The organism is Streptomyces sp. G7(2002), from assembly GCF_028870195.1.
GTDB lineage: Bacteria > Actinomycetota > Actinomycetes > Streptomycetales > Streptomycetaceae > Streptomyces > Streptomyces nigrescens.
In genome coordinates this window covers 6,131,160-6,150,261 of the sequence record NZ_CP102609.1, presented here as the reverse complement: position 1 = coordinate 6,150,261, position 19,102 = coordinate 6,131,160, and the positions used below count along the sequence as shown (strand labels likewise).

Below are 19,102 nucleotides of genomic sequence, written 5' to 3'. Positions count from 1 at the left end.
GCGGCATCTCCTCTGAGCCGCGCTCCTTGGAACCATGTCCTGTGGACGGTCGACATGTCGCCAAGTAACCCACCTCATTTCGTTGCTGTTACCGGTGATCCCACTCTCGACTGGGGGGTAATGCTGCCTGACCACCGATGTCCAACGGTCGAGGAGCGGCTAAATTCTGCAGCAACCACTCACTGGCATTGGGGTGGTGCAATTGGTCTCTGCGAGCTGATGCAACTTGTTGTTTCCGATCCCGACCGAGTCCGAAGCCAGGAGTGGCCTAAACCATCCGATTATCCACCAGGAGGGGACCCCAGATTTCACCACTCGTACAACATTCTACAATTCTTGCCGTTGCCGGATGACGAAAAGGGAAGGAATAAATCCGAAACGAACCGGAAGGTTCGAGTCAAAGAGTTTCTCGGATTTCACGTCCAGGAGGAACTTCAGCCTCTAACCCAACCAAAGCTGAAGGGTGGCCAACTCCTATCGCTCTTGCTCCTAGACGACGAGGGCCTCGGTTTTGGGGATAACGAAGAGCTGTGCCAGAGCACGAATGAACTGGCCAGAAGGGGAGACCCTTGGATTCTTGTTAAACTTGGAACAAGGGCACTGAAAGGAAAAAGTAAACTCTGGCAGAGCCTAAGTGGGTCATATGACGTTCATGACCACGTCATCCCCATCGTCACTGCCCCGAGCTTGCGAGAAATTGGCGCTGCCGTAAGTAGAGGACTTTCCTGGGAGCGCTCCGCTCAAGATGTACTGGCGGAACTTGAACTGAGTGATAGGGCTGAGAAATTCGCTCTCAGTAACCTTGCCAAACATAAGCGGCTGGTTGTTTCGTTTGGCCCCTCGGGTGTGCTCATCATTGATCGCACCTCCAGGCAATCTCGGCATCGGCTATTTTTCCATCGGGAATTTACGGAAGCCACGTGGGGGAAATATGACCACGGGGGTATGTTCGGGTACACGCAGGCCCTTACAGCCGCAATTGGAAGCTCACTGTTGAAACGTGCTAATTCGGGAAGTAAGCCTTCTATTTCGGCAGCCCTTGCCGAGGGAACCCGGAATGGCCTAGCAGCCATGCGGGCAATGTATGACCTGGGTTTTGAGGCAGACTCAGGTTTCGACAAACCGGAAGGTCGGCGACAGCCTGGAGAAATGCACTTTCCACTTGAGTGTATGACAGAAGGTGCCGACTCAAAAAAGAGGTACCTCGAGGAGTTGGAGGACACCCAGGTTCCAGAGCCGAGGTCCGGATCCGAGCTGCCCACTTGGTCGAGTCTTGAGTGGTTTGCAGCAGAATCTTCAGAATCCGTGGAAGATAAAGCTGTTCAAGTGGCCATTCAAGGGTGCGGACAGCTCAAGGGTGTACCTATAGCGCATTTTCGTGATCTAATAACGGCCGATTGGCACGAGATAGAAGGATTGCGCGTAGTCCAGAATCTCATTGCAGAATATACAAACAACCCGGAAAAGAAAAAGCCGCGATCGATTGGCGTTTTCGGTAGACCTGGCGACGGGAAGTCTTTCGCGGTGCGCGAGGTTGTGGCATCACTGTACCCTAACCGAGATAAGGGACTGACTTTCAATCTCTCTCAGTTTCAATCTGTCGCTGACCTAGCTAATGCCTTGCATCAAGTCAGGGACAGGGGACTTCAGGGGCAGGCTCCGTTGGTCTTCTGGGATGAATTCGACTCCAGTTTCAGGGAAGCTTCACTGGGATGGCTCCCTTACTTCCTGTCGCCGATGCAGGATGGAACCTTTCAGCAGGGCGAGATAGTTCATCCCATCGGGCGAGCCATTTTTGTCTTCGCTGGCGGCACCTGCCACCGGTACGACCAATTCATCAAGATGGCCAAGAGGGCCGGATCTAATTCAAAGGCGACTGACTTCGCTAGCCGATTGCAGGGTTACCTGGACGTCGTAGGTCCCAACCCTGGGAAAAATCGAAATAAAGAGAAAGCTGCTTGGATGTTCCATCGCGCACTACTCCTAAATCATTTCCTAATCGATGCCGGGGTAGGAAAAGAAGAGGGAAGGCTCGACATTGACGAAGGCGTGGTGAGAGCCTTCCTCCGGGTTGAGAAGTATTTCCATGGCGCTCGCTCAATGCAAACAGTGGTTGACATCAGTCGACTGCACAGGGGTGGCAGATTTGGCCGAGCAAGCTTGCCGCACAAGACTCTACTAAACTTGCATGTCAATGCAGAGGAATTTCTTAATATTGTCCGAGAGGTTCCGCCCAAAGGTGCTTGAGGCGGCTTTAGCCAGTCCCATTGGCGCGAGCCTCGAAGATCCTGGTCCCAACGTCGTACTGTTCCGGGCAGGTCGCGGCGTAGCTTTCTCTGGCATCGGGTGGCTGATTGCTGTGAGCGCGGCATGGGCGTCGGCCGGGCTGAAGCGGGACGAGGGCAGGAGCGCAGGCCCGGCCGGGGGCCGGGCCGCGCGCGGTGAGCGGAGCGAGCCGCCTTGAGTAAGTAAAGACAGTTTTCGACAGTTGGCGGGAGCGTGGGCTCAAACGGCGCGGAGTACACGGGGCTGTCGGCGGTGATTGAGTAGGCGAGTTGGGTGCGGTCGGCGCCGGCGCGGAGTTCTTCGAGGATCAGCGGGCGTTGATCGGTGCCGCGGGTGACGCGGATGGCGTGGACGATCGGGGTGGCGTCGGGAATTTGTAGCGTGGCGCTCGTCGGGCAGGGGCATGCGGGCGCTGACGGTCTCGTCCCAGGTGAGTTTGTGGCCGGCTGCGGTGGGGATGGCATAGATCTGCTCCGGCTCGGTGTCCGAGGCGTCGCCAAGCTGTTCGGCCTCGTTGACCGCGGTGGCGAACGGGATGAGCACGCGGTGCAGCGCCCGGGTCTCGGTGCGGGGGCCGGACAGCAGGCGGTCGACGGCGAACAGGGCCTCGCCGTCGGGGAGTACGAGGAGTGGGCTGGTGGTGGCCGTGGTCGTGGTGCGGTAGACGGTCAGCGCCTCCACTTCATGCCACGACTGATGGCTGGTGCGGAACGTCTTGCCGCTGCGGGTGATGGTCGTCAAAGCACCCGGATGCTTTCCGCAGAATCGGACGCATCACCAGAGTGCGGTGAAAGCTCGTGCGCGGTAGCAATGCGTGAGTAGATGTCGGCCACTACTGCCGCCAAGGTCACCGCCCCCGCCTCAGCACCCCATTGGCCGGCACCTGACGACTCCCGAGGAGCGCGACCGGGTCCGGAACCGTCATTCGACCCGACCGGCCTGTGAGCCACGGTTCCGGAGACAACCCAGGAGGGCCGATCACGTAGCGGCTGGTCCCACATCCGGGCGGGCAGCCAGCTGGTGCCACTCGTGAGCGCAGCCGTCGGCGCAGTAGCGCTCGCGCCGACGGGTATCGGCGACGGCAAGTAGCGCTACCAGCAGGCGAAATGCTCTGGGAAGGTCATAGGGAGGAAGTCCGGTCATGTGGAGCCGCCACCGGGTCAGCATCACGGCGGGCGTGTGAGTGGGGCGTATTCCGGAGCGCGCAATGGCCTCCTCGGCGTCCTCCTGTGTGGCGCGTGCCTGAAGGCAGAACTGCGTCAGTTCCCGCAGCGCCAGACGTTGCTCGTCCTCCGCGAGGTCGGCGAACCATGCAACACCTTGTGGCATGGGGCGAATTCCCTGGGCAAATTCGTTGATGATGAGCTCACGTTCATACACGTGCCCCGACCTTCCGGCGAGGCGGCGGCTGGAGCCTCGCTCTCCGCAGGATGTTCAGGTCGCCCCGGCTATCAGCGCCCGCGGTGCCTGAGCTTCAAGCGGCCGTAGCCCATGGCCCCGGAGATCCGGATGTGCGGGCCGCCGTGATGCTGCGCCGGCGGGCCTTGTAGACCGGCTGCTTCCACTCTGCGTTCAGTTCCTCGTAATCCACTGTCGCGTCGCGCGGGAGGACGATCCGGGCCCGGCCGTACTCAAGCCGCAGTTCGATATCGATCACCGGGTATTCGATGATGCCCTGGGACAAGTCCAGTTCTACCTTGCCGAACTCGGACTCGATCTTGAATGCGCGGGGCACCCGCCACCCACTGCCCCGCTGGATCCGTCCACCGCGGGCCTCGATCTCGACGGTCGGGCCCGTGTCCTTATCGGGCAGCGCATCCAGGACCGGCACCAAATCGCCGTGCGTCTTGGCGGTGAGCGCAATCTGCAGGCGCTCGTCCATCTCTTCCTGGTTGATGTACCCCTGGGCGAACGCCTCCTGGAGACGCTCGATGGCCGTGTCGCGATGGTCATCAGAGATCCGCGACGACATGTCTTGGGGCATGGCGGACGTCATCCCATTCTCGTAGCAGTGACAGCAGCGGTGGTACGGCACTGACCGGTGACGATAGTCGTACGCAACTGTTGGCGTGCTCAGATGCACGCTTCCAAGTCCGTTGGTGCGCGCCGGGGTTGTGCAGGGGGGCGTGTGCCTGGGTTCGTGAGCGGCATCAGGAAAGTGGTTGCACGAGACGTTTCGTCTCGTTTACTGTGAGGGCATGACGACCCCGGAACGCGAAAAACGTGCCCATATCGCCATGTTCTCCATCGCTGCCCATGGGCACGTGAACCCGAGTCTTGAGGTGATCCGCGAGCTCGTTGCGCGTGGGCACCGTGTTACGTACGCGATTCCGCACCTCTTTGAGGAGAAGGTCGCCGAGACGGGGGCCGAGCCGGTGCTGTACCGCACGACGCTGCCGTCGCCCGACGACGACCCGTCGGCGTGGGGGACCACGCTGCTCGACAACGTCGAGCCGTTTCTCGACGACGCGATCCAGGTGTTGCCGCAGCTCATCGAGGCTTATCAGGGGGATGAGCCGGACCTCGTGCTGCATGACATCACCTCGTATCCGGCGCGCGTCCTGGCCCACCGGTGGGGCGTGCCCGCGGTCTCCCTCTCGCCGAACCTCGTCGCGTGGGAGGGGTACGAGGAGGAGGTCGCCGAGCCGATGTGGGCGGAGCCCAGGGCGACCGAGCGTGGCAGGGCGTACTACGCGAAGTTCACCAACTGGCTTACGGAGAACGGGATCAGCCAGCACCCTGACCCGTTCGTCGGTCGCCCCGGCCGGTCGATCGTGCTCATCCCGAAGGCGCTCCAGCCGAATGCCGACAGGGTCGACGAGAAGGTGCACTCCTTCGTCGGCGCCTGCCAAGGGGACCGTGCCGCGCAGGGGGACTGGGAGCGGCCCGCGGACGCCGAGCGCGTGCTGCTGGTCTCGCTCGGCTCGTCCTTCACCAAGGAGCCCGGTTTCTACCGTGAGTGCGTCAAGGCGTTCGGCGACCTGCCGGGGTGGCATGTCGTGCTCCAGGTGGGCAAGCATGTCACCGCCGAGGAGCTCGGGGACATTCCGGGGAACGTTGAAGTGCGCCATTGGGTGCCGCAGTTGGCGATTCTGAAGAAGGCCGATGCCTTCATCACGCACGCCGGCGCGGGTGGCAGCCAGGAGGGGCTGGCCACGGCCACGCCCATGGTGGCCGTTCCGCAGGCCGTCGACCAGTTCGGCAACGCGGACATGCTTGAGGGGCTCGGCGTGGCGCGCCACGTACCGATGGAACAGGCGGACGCCGCCACCCTTCGCGCGGCGGTGCTCGCGCTCGTCGACGATCCGGAGGTGAGGCGCCGTCTCGCGGTCATCCAGGGGGAGATGGCCACCGAGGGAGGCACCCGACGGGCCGTCGACCTCATCGAGGCGGAACTGCCCGCTGCTGAGTGACGGCGTCGGCCGGCAGCCGCGGTGTGGGAACGAAACGAACCTTCGTGACCGGTCGGTGGGTCGGTGGGTCGGCGGGGCGGTGGCTGGGCTGCGCGCGGGGAGCCGGTTTCGCGGTGCGGCTGGCGGAGCGGGGGCGGTTTCGCGGTGCGGCTCGCGGGGAGGGGCGGTTCCGCGGTGCATCTCGCGGGGAGCCGGTTTCGCGGTGCGGCCGATTCGGACGCGTCGGACGCGTCAGGCGTGTCAGGCGTGTCAGGCGTGCCGGGTGAGTCGAAGGGTTAGCATCCTCTGAAATCACACGTTGGGGGCATTGTCGTGGACGAGGCTGAACTGCGGTATCTGCGCCGCTGTGTGGAGCTGGCAACAGAGGCCCTGGAAGCGGGCGACGAACCGTTCGGGTCCGTGCTCGTCGCCGCGGACGGGGCCGTCCTCGCCGAGGACCACAACCGGGTGGCCTCGGGCGACCGGACCCGCCACCCGGAGTTCGAGCTGGCGCGCTGGGCCGCGGCGAACATGTCCCCCGAGGAACGGGCGGCGGCGACCGTCTACACCTCCGGCGAGCACTGCCCGATGTGCGCCGCCGCGCACGGCTGGGTCGGGCTGGGGCGCATCGTGTACGTGAGCTCTTCCGAGCAACTGGCGTCCTGGCTGGCCGAGTTGAAGGTTCCCGCCCCTCCCGTGCGCACCCTTTCGATCCGGGACATCGTTCCCGACCTCGTGGTGGAGGGCCCGGTCCCCGGCCTCGCGGAGCAGGTACACGACCTGCACCGCCGCTTTCACCGCGCATCCTGACGCGCCACGGCCTCATCCGGCGCCGTCGGCTGCCTCATCGCGGCCCGTTGGTCTGCACCGATGGCCCGGCGGGACGAGTTGTACTGCCTAGCCGCGCTGTCCGCGTCCACGTTCACGTCCATGTCCATGTCCATGTCCATGTTCACGTTCGACATAGACCACCAGCGTCTGTTCCCGCTGTTCGGCCAGGTGGAAGGCGGTGTAGGCGTACTCGACCGGGCCGCGTTGTGGGTGGCGTAGGCGTTTGTGTCCGCTGTGGCGGGCCTGGACCTCGTACTGGTGCCACCATGTGCGCGCTTCCGGGCTGTGCTCGTTCAGCTCGTCGATCAGGCGGGTGTATCGCGGGTCGGTGGGGTGGCGTCCGGACTGGGTCCGGAGGCGGGCGAGGAGGGCGCGTGCCTCGGGTTCCCAGTCGACGACGACATCGCGGGCCGCCGGTTCGAGGAAGACCCAGCGGAGGAAGTTGGCCGGCCGCTTCGTGTCCTTGTCGATGAGGCGGGGGAAGAGCGCTTCGGCCGCCCGGTTGTGACTGAGTACGTCGTAGTTGCCGCCGATGATGTACGCCGGGTTCGGCTGGAGCAGCAGCGGCACGGCTGCCGCCTCGGGTGTGAGCGGCTCGCGTTCCTCGGGTTCGTCCGCGGTCGCGTGACCGGCGAGCTGGAGGAGATGAGCGCGCTCGTGCCGGTCGAGCCGCAGCGCCTCGGCCAGGGCGGTCAGCACCTGTTCGGAGGCACGGATCTCCCGCCCTTGCTCCAGGTACGTGTACCAGGTGGCGCTGATCCCGGCCAGCAGTGCCAGTTCCTCCCGGCGCAGGCCCGGTGTGCGACGGCGGGCGGTCTGCGGGAGGCCGACCTCGGCCGGGGTGAGGCGCGCCCTCCGGCTGCGCAGGAACGCACCCAGCTGACGGCGTTGGTCCGGCTGCAGTGGCATGGGCAGTGGCATGGCACCTTCAGTTCCAGAATAAATGGATTCTGGATACCAGGTTAAGGCTCCTGAAGACTCGTACGGGAGAGCACGGGCCGGCGCCTCGGCGGCCTTGCCGACGGCCTCACACGGTCGTGGCGGTGCCCGGCCGTGTGGTGTGCAGCGGCTTCGACACTGCTCCACGAGCCGCCGAGCCGACGAGCCGACGAGCCGACGAGCCGCTGGCCCCGTGCCTCAGCCCCCGTGCCGAGAAGGGAAAGGAAGTCGGTCCTCATGTCCGGAATCGAAGGAAAAGTGGTGGCGATTACGGGAGCCAGCAGCGGTATCGGCGAGGCGGCTGCGCTGCTGCTCGCCGAGCGCGGTGCGCGGCTGGTTCTCGGTGCGCGGCGGTCCGAGCGGCTGGCGGCGCTGGTGGCCCGGATCGAGGAGGCGGGTGGCGCGGCCGTGCAGATCCGTACCGACGTGACGCGGCGGGAGGATCTGCACGCCCTGGTCGCGCTGGCCCGTGAGCGCTTCGGCCGGCTCGACGTCCTGGTCAGCAACGCCGGGGTCGGCACGATCTCGCCGCTCGATGATCTGCGCGTCGAGGAGTGGGACCACATGGTCGATGTCAATGTGAAGGGTGTGCTGCACGGTATCGCCGCTGCCCTGCCGGTGTTCCGCGCACAGGGCACCGGGCACTTCGTCACCACCGCCTCCACGGCTGCCTTTCGTGTCGTCCCCGCCATGGCGGTGTACGCCGGTACCAAGTTCGCGGTCCGGGCGATCTGTGAAGGGCTGCGCCAGGAGGCCGGCGACTCCCTGCGGGTCACCACCGTTTCGCCCGGTGTGACCGCCACCGACTTCGCTGAGGCGTCCAGCAACAGCCGGGTCAGAGCGGAGATCACGAAGATGCGGGACGACCTCGCCATACCGCCCGATGCGATTGCCCGCGCGATCGCGTTCGCCATTGAACAGCCCGCCACGGTGGATGTGAACGAGATCGTCGTGCGGCCCACTTCCCAGAGGTGACGGCTGTCCCTCCCCTTCCGCCCCCCGGTATCGCCCTACGGGGCACACGGCAGCATGGGCTCGCCGGATTGACGGGAATGAGCGCCTCGGTGGAGTGGATCCGGAGGGACCATGGAACAAGAGCCAAGGGATGAGGGCGGATGCAGACGGTTGTTTACCGAGTGAAGGGGCCCACCTGGGGGGATAGCCATCGACCTCACGGCGGGGTCGGCCTCGGCGGCGGCTCCTCCGGCCGGCGCCGAGCGGATCAGCAACCGGATCTGGCTGGACACCACGCCCGTCCTGGAGCATCCGCCCGCCGACCGCTCGGGGCTGCGCCTCACCCAGGATGAAGTCGGCTGGCTGCGGCACGGCTTGGGCCTGGCAACGGAGGCGATCGAGGCAGCCCGGCCACCTGGGCGGCACACGGTGGTGACGGTGCACCGTGTGCTGTTCCCCGCAGCCGACTTCCAGGTGGAGGGCCTGGCCGGAGCGATCGTGGAGTGGTCCGGCAAAGAGTTCGGCATTCCCGAAGTTGCCGTTGGCCTCTCGTTCGATCGTGCTGCGAACCGGTTTCTCTTCGACTGGCAGCCGCACCGGGGGCCCCGGGAACAGGAGTCCGCCGAGTGCGCCCCGCCCGGGATCTACGTGGCCGTCCTCTGACCAACGCTTCTGGAACGGAGTAGTGCGGCAGGGGACTTCAGCCCCGCCCCCTCCCCCGCGGCACCGAGGCTGTCGCCACCGTCACGTCTTCCGACGGGTACGCGCGAGGGCGAACCGTCTGACGGGACCGGGGAGTTCTCGGGCACGATCCTGCTCCGCTCTGCCCGATGCCGGCTGTCTCACTCCGCATGGCGGTCCGGTCGTGCTTCCCGGTCCGCGCACGCGGCCGCGGTGGCCTGGGCGAACGCTTCAGGATTGTCCAGCATGATGTTGTGTCCGCAGTCCGGGATCGCCACCACGGCCACCCCCGCCGCGGTGAGCGCGTCGGCACCCGGGAGTGGGCCGTCGGCTTCGGGCAGCAGATAGGTACGGGGAATCCTCAGGTCCAGCAGGAGTTCGCGCATGGTGGGGACGCTGCCGCGGATGAGGTGCACCGCGCTGCGGTGCAGGGCCTCACGGCCGGCCAGGCGCATGGTGGCCCACCAGTGCGGACCGACCCGGTCCCGGACCTCTTCCCAGCCGCCCTCCAGGAACGCCTGCTCGGAGTAGGCGGCGATGCCGCTGCTACCGCCGGAGCCGGGCCGGCGCGGGAGCGGGTCGAGGTTGGCGTCGACCAGGACCAGGCGGGAGACCAGATGCGGGTGCCTGGCGGCCAGGACGATGGCCACCGAGCCGCCCATGCTGTGGGCGATCAGCTCCGCGCCGGTGACGCCCGCGGAGATCAGGGCGTCCGCGAGTGCATCGGCGTGCGAGTCGAGGGTGTAGTCGAAACCCGTCGGGCGGTCGCTGAGGCCGTGACCGAGCAGGTCGATCAGCAGCGAGCGGCGGCCGGCCAGCAAGGGGTGGACCGCGATCTCCGCGAAGTAGGCGGGTGACGTGGCGCCCAGGCCGTGTACGTAGACACGGGGAGGCTCCTGCCCCGGCAGCTCCACCCAGCGGATCCGGTCACCCCCGGGCGTCACGACGGCGTTGCGCACAGTCTTCTCCCCCTGCGGTCAAGGTCGTTGGAGAGATGAGGGTAGCCACCGGAACTCGGCCACGGCACCCGTCCCCCTCGTCAGGGCGCGTGTCCGGCAGGTACGGCCCGTCGCCCCGTTCGACTCGCCTCCGGCGCGCGGGACGCGAGTGATTGGATGGCCGCCAGCAGTGAGGAGAGGTTGCCGTGCCCCGTACAGGCTCAGCCGGTCGTAGTGCCGGTGTGGATCCCGAGCAGCTCTGGTCGCGGGCGGAGCGCCCGCGGCGGGGGCGGCCGCCGGCGCACAGCCGTGCCGAGATCACCGATGCGGCCGTTGCCCTCGCCGACGCCGAAGGGCTCGGGGCGGTCACCATGCGTGCGGTCGCGGCCCGGATCGGGGCCGGGACGATGTCGCTCTACAGCTATGTCCCCAACAAGGAGACACTGCTGGAGCTGATGATCGACCAGGTGAGCGGCGGCCACCGGCTGCCGGCCGAGCCGTCCGGCGACTGGCGTGCCGACCTTCGGCAGTTCGCGCACGAGCAGCGCGCGATCATGCGGCGCCACCCGTGGCTGTCCGCGGCACTGTCCGCACGGCAGACGTTCGGCCCGAACGCCCTCGCCGCCCTGGAGTACGCCCTCGCCGCCCTCGCCCCCATCGGCCTGGAGGCCTCGGCACGGCTGGAGACCTTCAGCCTGCTCACCGGTTTCGTGGCCAGCCACGTTTCCTATGAGCTCGCCCAGGAGCGGGCGGTCGAAGCCGGCGGCCGCTCCTCCGGCGAACTCCTCGACGCCCAGGACCGCTACCTCCGGTCCATTGCCGCCGAGGGCCGGTACCCCCATCTTGCGCAGGCCCTGGCGGTGCCGAGCCATGACTCGGCACCCGACGCCGTTTTCGACCGCCTTCTCGGCCGCATGCTCAACGGGCTCACCGCGGCGGTGTGACCGCCGCGGCGTCCATGGCCCCGGCGGTCAGTGAGCCGCCCGGGGCGGGGTCGCGCCCGGCCGGGGGCCGTAGGCGGTCAGAAAGCGGTCGCGGAAGGTGTCCATACGCCAGACCGGGGTCTTCGGACCGGGCTTGAGGCCCTTCTGCCAGCCCCAGCCGGAGATCCGGTCCAGCACGGCCGGGTCGTGGGCGACGAGCGCGACCGGTACGTCCCGGCTCGCGTTCTCGCCGGTGACGGTCGGGACGGGCTGGTGGTCCCCGAGGAAGACGAGCACGGTGTTCTTGTTGCCGTACTTCTCCATGTACGAGACGAGGCTGTGCAGCGAGTACTCGATGGCGCGGCGGTACTCGGTGCGCACCTGCGCGGGGTCCTTCCACACCTCCTTGGGGTCCTTACCCGCCTTCTGGATGCCGTGGTAGACCGAGCCGTCGCCCAGTTCGTCCCAGCCGATCATCTTGGGGATGGGCGCCCAGGGGTTGTGGCTGGAGACGAGGATGATCTCCGACATCAGCGGCTTGTCGTGCCGCTTGCCGTGCTCCAGGCGTTCAAAGGCCGACAGACTGAATTGGTCGGGCACCCGCGACCAGCTGAACTGCGGGCCCTTGTAGCCCAGGTGGTGGGTGTCGTAGACGTGGTCGAGGCCGTAGAACTTGCCCTCCGGCCAGGAGCGGGTGACGCCCGGCATGATGCCGGCCGTCCGCCAGGCGCCGGAGCGCTTGAAGGCGTCGGTGAGGGGCATGCGGTCGCTGGAGGTGACGGTGCGGTAGCGCTGCTGGTTGTTGATCCACAGGCCGGACATGAAGGTGGAGTGGGCCAGCCAGCTGCCGCCGCCCGCCGTCGGTGAGGTGAGCCAGGCGCTCCGGGAGGCGAACCCGGCCTTGTGCAGCCGCTTGGTTCCGTCCTTGAGCACCGCGTCGATCTGCGACGCCATCGCCGGGTCCGCGATCGCGCTGCGGCCGTAGCTCTCGATGAAGGTGAAGAGGACGTCCTTGCCGCGCAGCCCGGTCAGCAGCTGGTCGGGCGGGGTGTCACGGAAGGCGTCCTTACGCGCCTCCTTGGCGAACACCCGCTGGTCGGCCAGGCTCGCCCGCAGCCGCTGGGCGCTGTCCTGGACGAGGTCGGCGGTGTTCGTGGAAGCGACCGGCACACCGGCGAGCTGTACGCCGAGCGCCGCGCAGGTGATCCAGACGGTCCCGAGCACCAGGGTGGTACGGGTCGCCACGGCGCTGTGCCGGACCATGAGGCGGCTGAGCCGGACGACCGCCAGCGTCATGAGGACGAGCAGGCCGAGCACGAGGACCACGACGCCGATCACCGCGGCGGTCGCGCCCGCCTGGCCTATCGAGTCCCTGAGGAACGACTCGGCGTCGTCGAACAGGATCCAGTCCAGCACCGGGTCGAAGGGCCGCGCGAGCACCGAGTAGAAGCCCATGTCGAGGCAGTTCAGGAGGGTCCGCAGGCCGAGGCCCACACCGGCGACCACCGCCGCCACCCGCCGCGCCTTCGGCGGCAGGAGCAACAGCAGGGCCGCGCCGAAGATCCCCTCCACCGGGATGCGCAGGAACTCACCGGGTGTGAGGCGGGTGAGCTGGTTCGGCAGCAGGAGCGCGGCGAGCACCAGCACGGCGGCCGAGACCGTCACCGCCGACGCCACGGTCCGGGCCACGGCCGGGTACCGGTCCCGCCAGCCGCCGCGCACGACGTCCTCGTCCGGGGCGGCGGCGTCACTGGTGGAGCCCGTGGCGGCGGCGCTGAGGTCGCCGGTCGTCGCGTCGGCGGCGGAGCTGTCGGTGTCGGTGTCGGCGGCGGCCGTGTCGGTGCCGACGGCCGTGTCGGTGCCGACGGCCGTGTCGGTGCCGACGGCCGTGTCGGTGCCGACGGCCGTGTCGGTGCCGACGGCCGTGTCGGTGCCGGTGTCGTCCGGCGTCTGCTCCGGAGGGCTGTCCGGCGGCAGGTCGTCCGTCGTGGTTGCCTTCTTCGTGTTCGGCGGCTGGCGAAAGCGCGTGGAGTGCGGCAACCCGAAGGTCCTTCCGTGCGAGGCGCGGTGGTGGCACGGCGGACCGGAACCAGGGATTCGGCCGCCGTTATCTGTACGGCCGGCCGACGGCTTCGCGTTCAATCATCAAGGGTCCGCTTGGGTGGTGGTCTCACCGCCCGCCCTACAGTCGCCTGTCATGGAGTGGATCGAGCGGGTGGGAAATCTGCGTCAATGGACGCACAACGGGACACGGGCACCACACAAACCCCTGTTGCTGCTCTATGCGTTGGGGCGGTTCCAGCGGCAGCCCGACGGCTCGATGCGCTACTCGGACATCGAGCGTGACCTGCGGGAACTGCTGCAGGACTACGGTCCCGCGCACCGGACGTCGCCCGCGTACCCGTTCCACCATCTCGTCAGTGACGGTGTCTGGGAGGTACGTACCGACGCCGGGGAGCCGAGTCCGGGCACGGGGGTCCGGGTGTTGCGGGAGAGCGGGGCGCGGGGGCAGCTGGTTCCGGGGCTGCGGGCCGCGCTGTCCACGGAACCGGCGCTGCTCGGGCAGTTGGCGCAGCTGCTGCTGGACAGCCACTTTCCGCCGTCGATCCATTCCGACATCGCCGCCGCCGTCGGACTCGACCTCGAACCGGCGGAGGTGGCACCGCGCACCGCCGGCCCGGCGCCCGAGCGGCGGCGCGCGGCCGAGCTGCGCCGACAGGTGCTGGTGGCCTACGAGTACCGCTGTGCCTTCTGCGGGTTCGACGGGTCGATCGGCCGGGTGCCGGTCGGGCTGGAGGCCGCCCATGTCCAGTGGTGGGCCTTCCAGGGGCCGGACGAACTCGCCAACTGCCTGTGTCTGTGCTCGCTGCACCACAAGCTGTTCGACCGGGGTGTGCTCGGCCTGGATGCCGGCCGGCGGATCGCCGTCTCCCAGGAGTTCGTCGGCCACGGCACCGCCGCCCGTACGCAGGTGCTCGCCCTCACCGGACAGACGCTCATCGGGCCGCAACGGGGAAGTGCCCGGGTTGCCCCCGAGCACATCCGCTGGCATACGGCGCAGGTGTTCCGCGGTGAGGCGCGCCTGGCCGAACACGCCTGACCGGCCCGGTGCGGGCCGGGCCGGACGGCGCGCCCCGGTCGTCAGACCGCGGCCGGCTGTTCTTCCGTACGGGCCGGCTCGGCGGGCGAAAGGCGAATGCGGCGGCGCTTGGCGACCAGTACCGCGGTGCGGGTGATGACCATGGCAAGGGACATGAAGACAAAGGCATTTGCATAGACGTCCGGACCGCTGAGCTCATTTTCGATGCTGAAGCGGATCAGGCCCTCGGCGAACCAGTGCTCGGCGCCATAGGCGAAAAGGACACGGGCGCTGGAAATGACGATCCAGACGAGGGCGTATCCGAATCCGCCGATGGTGTAGATCTGGCCGTCGGCGCCGCGGTGGGCGGGGAGCAGGGCACCGGCGACCAGCCCGCAGATCACGCCCACTCCGACACCGATGAGCTGGAACGACAGGGCGTTCCCCGAGGTCGGGAACGAGTGGACGAAGAGCGCGATAATGATGGCGACCGCGATCACGGAGCGCAGCATACGCATATTGGTGACCCGGCGGCGGCCCAGGTCGGTCGCCAGGATGATGGTGAGAATGGACGCGCTGGCAATCAGCGCGATGACGAACTGACTCAGGTGGCTCATGGAAATCCGGGGCCTTTCCGCAATGCTGCGAGGTCTGTTGCTCCGGCGGTTTCCGCGTGGTGCGCTCACCGCCGTCAACGACGTTATGGCGGCGGATGGTTGTGGGGGTACGACCGGCTGGTGGATTCGGCTGTCCACCGGTCGGTGGACAGCGCCGCGGGAGGCGTAAGGGGAGGGTGATAGGACTGTGAGGCGGTGGCACGGCGGCACCTGCGCCCCCGGTGGGGGCCGTTCGGATTCAGGGGGACACGGTGACGCGTGAGGCGCGGCGCGCACCCGAGGCACGGGTGCGTTGGTTCGGGCTGTGGGACAGCTACTTCGTGATCTGCTATCTGGTCACCACGGGGCTGGTGTTCACCTCCGCCGTGCCGCAGACCGCGCGGCTGATCGCCATCGGCGCACTGACGCTGATCGTGCCCTGGTACGCGGGGATCGGGCGGCCGTTGATGCTCCGCCATGAGAGCGACCGGCGCAACGGATTCTTCGTCGGCGGCCTCTTCGTGCTGTTCGGGCTCGCCACCGCGGTCGATCTGACGAGTGCGTTCGCCCTGTTCGCGATCGTCCCGATGCTGATGATGAGCCTGGCGGTCCGGCCGGCCGTCGTGGCCGCTGTGCTCGGCAATCTCCTCCCCGTGACGATGCTGTGGCTGCAGGGCGGCGCCACGGCCCCGCTCATGCTGTTCGTGCTGCTGGCGTCGCTGCTGGGGATCGCCCTGTCCGTGCTCCTCGGGCTGTGGATCAAGCGGGTGGTACGGCAGAACAGGGAGCACGCCGAACTGATCGAGGAGCTGCGGCGGAACCGTGAGCAGGTGGCCCGGCTGTCGCACCAGGCCGGGATCTCCGCCGAGCGCGAGCGGCTCGCACGGGAGATCCACGACACCCTGGCGCAGAGCCTGACCAGCATCATCAGCCTGGTGCAGGCCGCCGATGCGGAGGTGGAGGACGCCCCCGCCGTCGCCCGGAAACACCTTGCGCTGGTCGGGCGGATGGCGACGGAGAGCCTGGCGGAGGCCCGTGCCTTCGTCGCCGACCGGACGCCCGCTTCGCTGCGGGAGAGCTCCCTGGCGCAGGCGCTGCGGCGGCAGGCGGACGGGCTGGCCGCGCAGACCGGGCTGCTGGCGCGGTTCGCCGTCGAGGGGGACGAGCGTCCGCTGCCGATGGCCGTCAATGTCGTGCTGCTGCGGGCCGCACAGGAGGCCGGCACCAATGTGCGCAAGCACGCCGACGCCCGTGCGGTGGACCTGGTGCTGCGGTACGGCGAGGGTCAGGTCGGGCTCCGGGTCACCGATGACGGCAAGGGGTTCGACGCGACGGAGGCGGAGCGCGGGGCGGCCGAGGCCGGTCCGGACGGGGGCGGCAGTGGGGACGAGGACAGTGGCTTCGGGCTGCGCGGAATGGCGGCCCGGGTGGCGGAGATCGGTGGTGTGCTGAGCGTGGTGAGCAGGCGGGGAGCGGGCACCGTCGTCGAGGTGAAGGTGCCCTTGGACGGGGCGGCGGAACGGCCGTCCGGGCCGTCGGCGCCGCGGCCCGGAACGGCGGGACGGCTGGCGGAGGCGGCGGATGACGTAGGCCTGGGATGACGGACGTTGAGAACCCGGCGGCGGTGCGGGTGCTGCTCGCGGACGATCATCCCGTCGTCCGCGAGGGCCTGTGCGCCATGCTCGAATCCGACCCGGGCATCGAGGTCGTGGGGCAGGCGGGGTCCGGCGAGGAAGCCGTGACGCTGACGGAACGGCTGGCACCGGACCTCGTCCTGCTCGATCTGCGGATGGGGGCGATGGACGGGGTCGCCGCCACCGGGCACATCCTGCGGCGGTCGCCACGCACCAAGGTCGTCATCGTCACCACCTACGAGGACGACTCCGACATCCTGCGCGCCGTGGAGGCGGGCGCATCCGGCTATCTCCTCAAGGGCAGTTCCCGTGCCGAGCTGATCGACGCCGTGCACGGTGCGGCGCGGGGGGCGACCGTGCTGACGCCTTCGCTGGCCCCCAAGCTGTTCCGGGCGCGGGCGGTGGAGACGCCGCTATTGTCCGCCCGGGAGTGCGAGGTGCTGCGGCTGGTCAGCCAGGGCCTGACCAATGCCGAGATCGGCCGGCAGCTGTTCATCGGTGAGGCGACGGTCAAGACCCATCTCCTGCGTGCGTTCAAGAAGCTGGAGGTGTCGGACCGGACCGCGGCCGTGATCACGGCGCTGGAGCGCGGCTTGCTGGCGTAGCCCCGGCACCGGGGCGGACGGCGCGCCGCGCGCTCACGGACGGACGGCGCGGAAGCGGAAGTAGTCGTGTCTCAGGCTGATGTCGGGGGTGCGGAATCCGGCCGCGCGCAGCCGCTCCGGCAGCGTCCCGGGCGGCACCGGGACGTAGGTGTCCCACAGATGGATGAGGCGGAAGCCGCGGCTGGCCCGGCCGTCGCAGCCCGCGAAGATGCCGCCCGGCCGGAGCACCCGGAACGCCTCCGCGAAGAGCTGGTCCTGCTGCCGCGGCGACGGCACATGGTGCAGCATCGTGAAGCAGACGACGGCGTCGAACCGGCCGTCCGGCAACGGCATCGCGCAGCCGTCACCCTGCACGACCTCGACCCGGTCGCCGTACTCCGCACGCAGCCGCTCCGCCGACCCCCCGTCGACTTCGAGAACGCTCAGCCGACCGCCGGCCCGGCGCTCCAGCACCCGCGTCGTGGCCCCGTAACCGGGCCCGATCTCCAGCGTTTCGGCGCCCAGTTGTACGTCTTCGAGGGCCCAGGGCAGCAGATCCCGTTCCACCGCGCGGGCCCACATCCGGGAGTTGCACAACCACTGGTGATAGCGATTCATGGTCATGCGGCGAGCCTAGAAAGCGGCCTCGGTGACCACCACGCGACAGGGGGACATGTTGTATCGCAGAACGGACAGCGGTGAGCGGCGGCCGGACGGGCGCGAACAAACGGAGGGGCGGCACAGTCAGCCGGGCGGGCGCGAACAACCAGAGGGGCAGGGACCGAGGACCTGACCGACGAGGCACAGACAGGCGGCAAGCGCGGAGCCGCCGCGTTCCGGGAGGCGAAGGAAGACACGAAGGCACGGGCTTACCGGAACCGGGTGGAGAGCGTCGCCGGGCTCATCGTGACGGCCTTGGAAGAGGGCACCGAGGAGGAAACCTGGCAAAGTAGCGACGCGCAGGCGTACGGTCGCGGGTTCGTCAACAAGCTCCACAATGCTAGGCAGGCGATGCAGTGAGCCATCCCATGAGAGACACCGCCAACCGGATGGCGACCGCGTCCGATAACCGACACCGAAGCCGAGGGGAAGCGGTTGGGGCCCTCATCAGCGCCTCTGTGCTGGTGGCGGCAAACCTCGTCACCCTCTACGTCCTCTATCTCGCCGTGGCGATCTCCCCGGACGGCTCGTGGGACGTGCGTCAGTCAGCCGACAACGTCCAATTGTTGTCCGCAGTCTCCGGCGTACTCGCCGTGGCAGTAGCCGTCCTCACCGCATTCATTCTGGCGACCCGCTGGCTGCGCAGCAGATGGTGGCTCACCGGGCCGGTTGTGATGCTTCTGTGTTCCGCGGTCCGATGGCTCTTCCCCTCGTGACAGAAGCGGTTTTCCCGCTGCACGATCAGCCGCACGCACACGAACGACCAGAGGGGCGGCACGATCAGCCGCACGCGCTCGACGAGCCGGGCGGGGAGGTGGCGCCGCCGGGGCCGCCTGCCGGGGCGGCGGTTGTCGTCGGGAGCTTTGCGATGGGGCGGGGGCAGTGGTTCGCGCGCCATCGTCATGAGCACCATCAACTGGCCTGGGCGCGACGGGGAGTTCTGGCCGTACGGGCCACCGGCACCACCTGGGTGCTGCCCCCGTCCATGGCGCTGTGGATCCCGGCGGGAACCCCGCACGCCACCGGCGCCGCGGGCCCGGCGCTCTTCCGGAGCCTGTATTTCCTGCCGGACCGCTGCCCGGTCGGCTGGTCCGCGCCCACTGTCGTCGGCGTCTCACCCCTGCTGCGCGAGCTGATCTCGTATCTGTCGGACGGCGCACTGGACCCGGCGGCCCGCGAACGGGCCGAGGCCGTGGTCCTCGATCAGCTGCGGCCGGTGTCGGTGGCCACGGTGCAGGCGCCGATGCCGCAGGACCCACGGGCGCGCCGGGTCGCGGAGGCGCTGCGCGCCGACCCGTCCGACGGGCGGACGCTGGCGGAGTGGGGCACCCGGGTGGGTGCGAGCGGCCGGACGCTGGCCCGGGCGTTCGTGACCGACACCGGTATGCCGTACGGGCAGTGGCGCACCCGGGTCCGGCTGCAGGCGGCGATGCCGCTGCTGGCCGGCGGCGCCACGGTCGCGGCGGTGGCGGCGCGGGTGGGCTATGCCTCCCCGAGCGCCTTCGTCGCGGCCTTCCGGCGGGCGGTCGGGGTACCGCCGGGCACGTACTTCGCCCCGTAGGGCGCGTACTTCGCCCCGTAGGGCTTCCCCCCTAGGTGTACGGG

At 68.2% G+C, this 19,102-nt stretch carries 20 protein-coding genes; 12 read left to right on the top strand and 8 right to left on the bottom strand.

All coding sequences use genetic code 11. The features are described 5' to 3' along the window. The first annotated feature begins 342 nt into the window (after positions 1-342). Positions 343-2,247, top strand: coding sequence for a hypothetical protein (locus tag NUT86_RS26200; protein WP_274737861.1), 1,905 nt, complete (start codon positions 343-345; stop codon positions 2,245-2,247). 258 nt (positions 2,248-2,505) lie between these two features. Here NUT86_RS26200 and NUT86_RS26195 read toward each other — a convergent pair whose 3' ends face one another. The 3 genes from NUT86_RS26195 to NUT86_RS26185 form a co-directional block, all read right to left on the bottom strand. Then, positions 2,506-3,027 carry a hypothetical protein gene (locus tag NUT86_RS26195; RefSeq protein WP_274737859.1) on the bottom strand — a complete coding sequence of 174 codons (522 nt, stop codon included), beginning with the start codon at positions 3,025-3,027 and terminating at the stop codon, positions 2,506-2,508. A gap of 237 nt (positions 3,028-3,264) precedes the next feature. Further along, on the bottom strand, positions 3,265-3,666 hold the full coding sequence (locus NUT86_RS26190; protein WP_274737858.1) for a DUF5958 family protein: 402 nt from the start codon (positions 3,664-3,666) through the stop codon (positions 3,265-3,267). Between the two features lie 94 nt (positions 3,667-3,760). After that, the gene (locus NUT86_RS26185; protein WP_342456258.1) at positions 3,761-4,282 is read right to left on the bottom strand and encodes a DUF1707 SHOCT-like domain-containing protein; all 522 of its coding nucleotides are present in this window, start codon (positions 4,280-4,282) and stop codon (positions 3,761-3,763) included. 202 nt (positions 4,283-4,484) lie between these two features. On the opposite strand from NUT86_RS26185, the gene mgt reads away from it, so the two are divergent. Beyond that, on the top strand, positions 4,485-5,699 hold the full coding sequence (gene mgt / locus NUT86_RS26180) for a macrolide-inactivating glycosyltransferase (RefSeq protein WP_274740625.1): 1,215 nt from the start codon (positions 4,485-4,487) through the stop codon (positions 5,697-5,699). A 306-nt stretch (positions 5,700-6,005) separates the two neighbouring features. Further along, positions 6,006-6,488 carry a nucleoside deaminase gene (locus tag NUT86_RS26175; RefSeq protein ID WP_274740624.1) on the top strand — a complete coding sequence of 161 codons (483 nt, stop codon included), beginning with the start codon at positions 6,006-6,008 and terminating at the stop codon, positions 6,486-6,488. Positions 6,489-6,575: 87 nt separating this feature from the next. On the opposite strand, the gene NUT86_RS26170 is transcribed toward NUT86_RS26175, so the two are convergent. Next, positions 6,576-7,418: a helix-turn-helix transcriptional regulator gene (locus NUT86_RS26170; protein WP_274737857.1), complete on the bottom strand. Its 843-nt coding sequence runs from the start codon at positions 7,416-7,418 to the stop codon at positions 6,576-6,578. Between the two features lie 267 nt (positions 7,419-7,685). Between NUT86_RS26170 and NUT86_RS26165 the strand changes: the two genes are divergently transcribed. Together NUT86_RS26165 and NUT86_RS26160 are read left to right on the top strand one after the other, a co-directional pair. Continuing rightward, the gene (locus NUT86_RS26165) at positions 7,686-8,423 is read left to right on the top strand and encodes an SDR family oxidoreductase (RefSeq protein WP_274737855.1); all 738 of its coding nucleotides are present in this window, start codon (positions 7,686-7,688) and stop codon (positions 8,421-8,423) included. A gap of 426 nt (positions 8,424-8,849) precedes the next feature. Beyond that, entirely contained in the window at positions 8,850-9,065 is a 216-nt protein-coding gene (locus NUT86_RS26160) for a hypothetical protein (RefSeq protein ID WP_274737853.1), read from the top strand. 179 nt (positions 9,066-9,244) lie between these two features. Here NUT86_RS26160 and NUT86_RS26155 read toward each other — a convergent pair whose 3' ends face one another. After that, complete coding sequence (locus NUT86_RS26155; protein ID WP_274737851.1) at positions 9,245-10,042, bottom strand: alpha/beta fold hydrolase; 798 nt, start codon at positions 10,040-10,042, stop codon at positions 9,245-9,247. Positions 10,043-10,227: 185 nt separating this feature from the next. On the opposite strand from NUT86_RS26155, the gene NUT86_RS26150 reads away from it, so the two are divergent. Further along, positions 10,228-10,965, top strand: a complete 738-nt coding sequence (locus NUT86_RS26150; protein WP_371874829.1) for a TetR/AcrR family transcriptional regulator — start codon at positions 10,228-10,230, stop codon at positions 10,963-10,965. Between the two features lie 27 nt (positions 10,966-10,992). Here NUT86_RS26150 and NUT86_RS26145 read toward each other — a convergent pair whose 3' ends face one another. Then, a complete protein-coding gene (locus NUT86_RS26145) occupies positions 10,993-12,984 on the bottom strand; it encodes a sulfatase (RefSeq protein ID WP_274737849.1) in 1,992 nt (663 codons plus the stop codon). 157 nt (positions 12,985-13,141) lie between these two features. On the opposite strand from NUT86_RS26145, the gene NUT86_RS26140 reads away from it, so the two are divergent. Beyond that, complete coding sequence (locus tag NUT86_RS26140) at positions 13,142-14,044, top strand: phosphorothioated DNA-binding restriction endonuclease (RefSeq protein WP_274737848.1); 903 nt, start codon at positions 13,142-13,144, stop codon at positions 14,042-14,044. Between the two features lie 41 nt (positions 14,045-14,085). On the opposite strand, the gene NUT86_RS26135 is transcribed toward NUT86_RS26140, so the two are convergent. Beyond that, the gene (locus NUT86_RS26135) at positions 14,086-14,640 is read right to left on the bottom strand and encodes a hypothetical protein (RefSeq protein WP_018089251.1); all 555 of its coding nucleotides are present in this window, start codon (positions 14,638-14,640) and stop codon (positions 14,086-14,088) included. 251 nt (positions 14,641-14,891) lie between these two features. Between NUT86_RS26135 and NUT86_RS26130 the strand changes: the two genes are divergently transcribed. Together NUT86_RS26130 and NUT86_RS26125 are read left to right on the top strand one after the other, a co-directional pair. Next, entirely contained in the window at positions 14,892-16,220 is a 1,329-nt protein-coding gene (locus NUT86_RS26130) for a sensor histidine kinase (RefSeq protein WP_274737846.1), read from the top strand. Further along, on the top strand, positions 16,217-16,858 hold the full coding sequence (locus NUT86_RS26125; protein ID WP_018089249.1) for a response regulator: 642 nt from the start codon (positions 16,217-16,219) through the stop codon (positions 16,856-16,858). The genes NUT86_RS26130 and NUT86_RS26125 overlap by 4 nt, the downstream gene beginning before the upstream one ends. A gap of 33 nt (positions 16,859-16,891) precedes the next feature. Here the strand turns inward: NUT86_RS26125 and NUT86_RS26120 are convergent, their stop codons facing one another. After that, entirely contained in the window at positions 16,892-17,461 is a 570-nt protein-coding gene (locus NUT86_RS26120) for a class I SAM-dependent methyltransferase (protein ID WP_190076354.1), read from the bottom strand. A 258-nt stretch (positions 17,462-17,719) separates the two neighbouring features. On the opposite strand from NUT86_RS26120, the gene NUT86_RS26115 reads away from it, so the two are divergent. The 3 genes from NUT86_RS26115 (at position 17,720) to NUT86_RS26105 (ending at position 19,058) form a co-directional block, all read left to right on the top strand. Next, positions 17,720-17,857, top strand: a complete 138-nt coding sequence (locus NUT86_RS26115; protein WP_274737842.1) for a hypothetical protein — start codon at positions 17,720-17,722, stop codon at positions 17,855-17,857. Positions 17,858-17,865: 8 nt separating this feature from the next. Next, positions 17,866-18,213 carry a hypothetical protein gene (locus NUT86_RS26110; RefSeq protein ID WP_190076356.1) on the top strand — a complete coding sequence of 116 codons (348 nt, stop codon included), beginning with the start codon at positions 17,866-17,868 and terminating at the stop codon, positions 18,211-18,213. Between the two features lie 98 nt (positions 18,214-18,311). Further along, the gene (locus tag NUT86_RS26105; protein WP_159489079.1) at positions 18,312-19,058 is read left to right on the top strand and encodes an AraC family transcriptional regulator; all 747 of its coding nucleotides are present in this window, start codon (positions 18,312-18,314) and stop codon (positions 19,056-19,058) included. The last annotated feature ends 44 nt before the right edge of the window (positions 19,059-19,102 follow it).

Excerpts from the sequence above, each read along its gene's own strand:
- NUT86_RS26185 (WP_342456258.1), bottom strand. The coding sequence starts at position 4,282 with ATGACGTCCGCCATGCCCCAAGACATGTCGTCGCGGATCTCTGATGAC.
- mgt (WP_274740625.1), top strand. The coding sequence starts at position 4,485 with ATGACGACCCCGGAACGCGAAAAACGTGCCCATATCGCCATGTTCTCC.
- NUT86_RS26170 (WP_274737857.1), bottom strand. The coding sequence starts at position 7,418 with ATGCCACTGCAGCCGGACCAACGCCGTCAGCTGGGTGCGTTCCTGCGC.
- NUT86_RS26165 (WP_274737855.1), top strand. The coding sequence starts at position 7,686 with ATGTCCGGAATCGAAGGAAAAGTGGTGGCGATTACGGGAGCCAGCAGC.
- NUT86_RS26140 (WP_274737848.1), top strand. The coding sequence starts at position 13,142 with ATGGAGTGGATCGAGCGGGTGGGAAATCTGCGTCAATGGACGCACAAC.
- NUT86_RS26135 (WP_018089251.1), bottom strand. The coding sequence starts at position 14,640 with ATGAGCCACCTGAGTCAGTTCGTCATCGCGCTGATTGCCAGCGCGTCC.
- NUT86_RS26125 (WP_018089249.1), top strand. The coding sequence starts at position 16,217 with ATGACGGACGTTGAGAACCCGGCGGCGGTGCGGGTGCTGCTCGCGGAC.
- NUT86_RS26120 (WP_190076354.1), bottom strand. The coding sequence starts at position 17,461 with ATGACCATGAATCGCTATCACCAGTGGTTGTGCAACTCCCGGATGTGG.
- NUT86_RS26110 (WP_190076356.1), top strand. The coding sequence starts at position 17,866 with ATGAGAGACACCGCCAACCGGATGGCGACCGCGTCCGATAACCGACAC.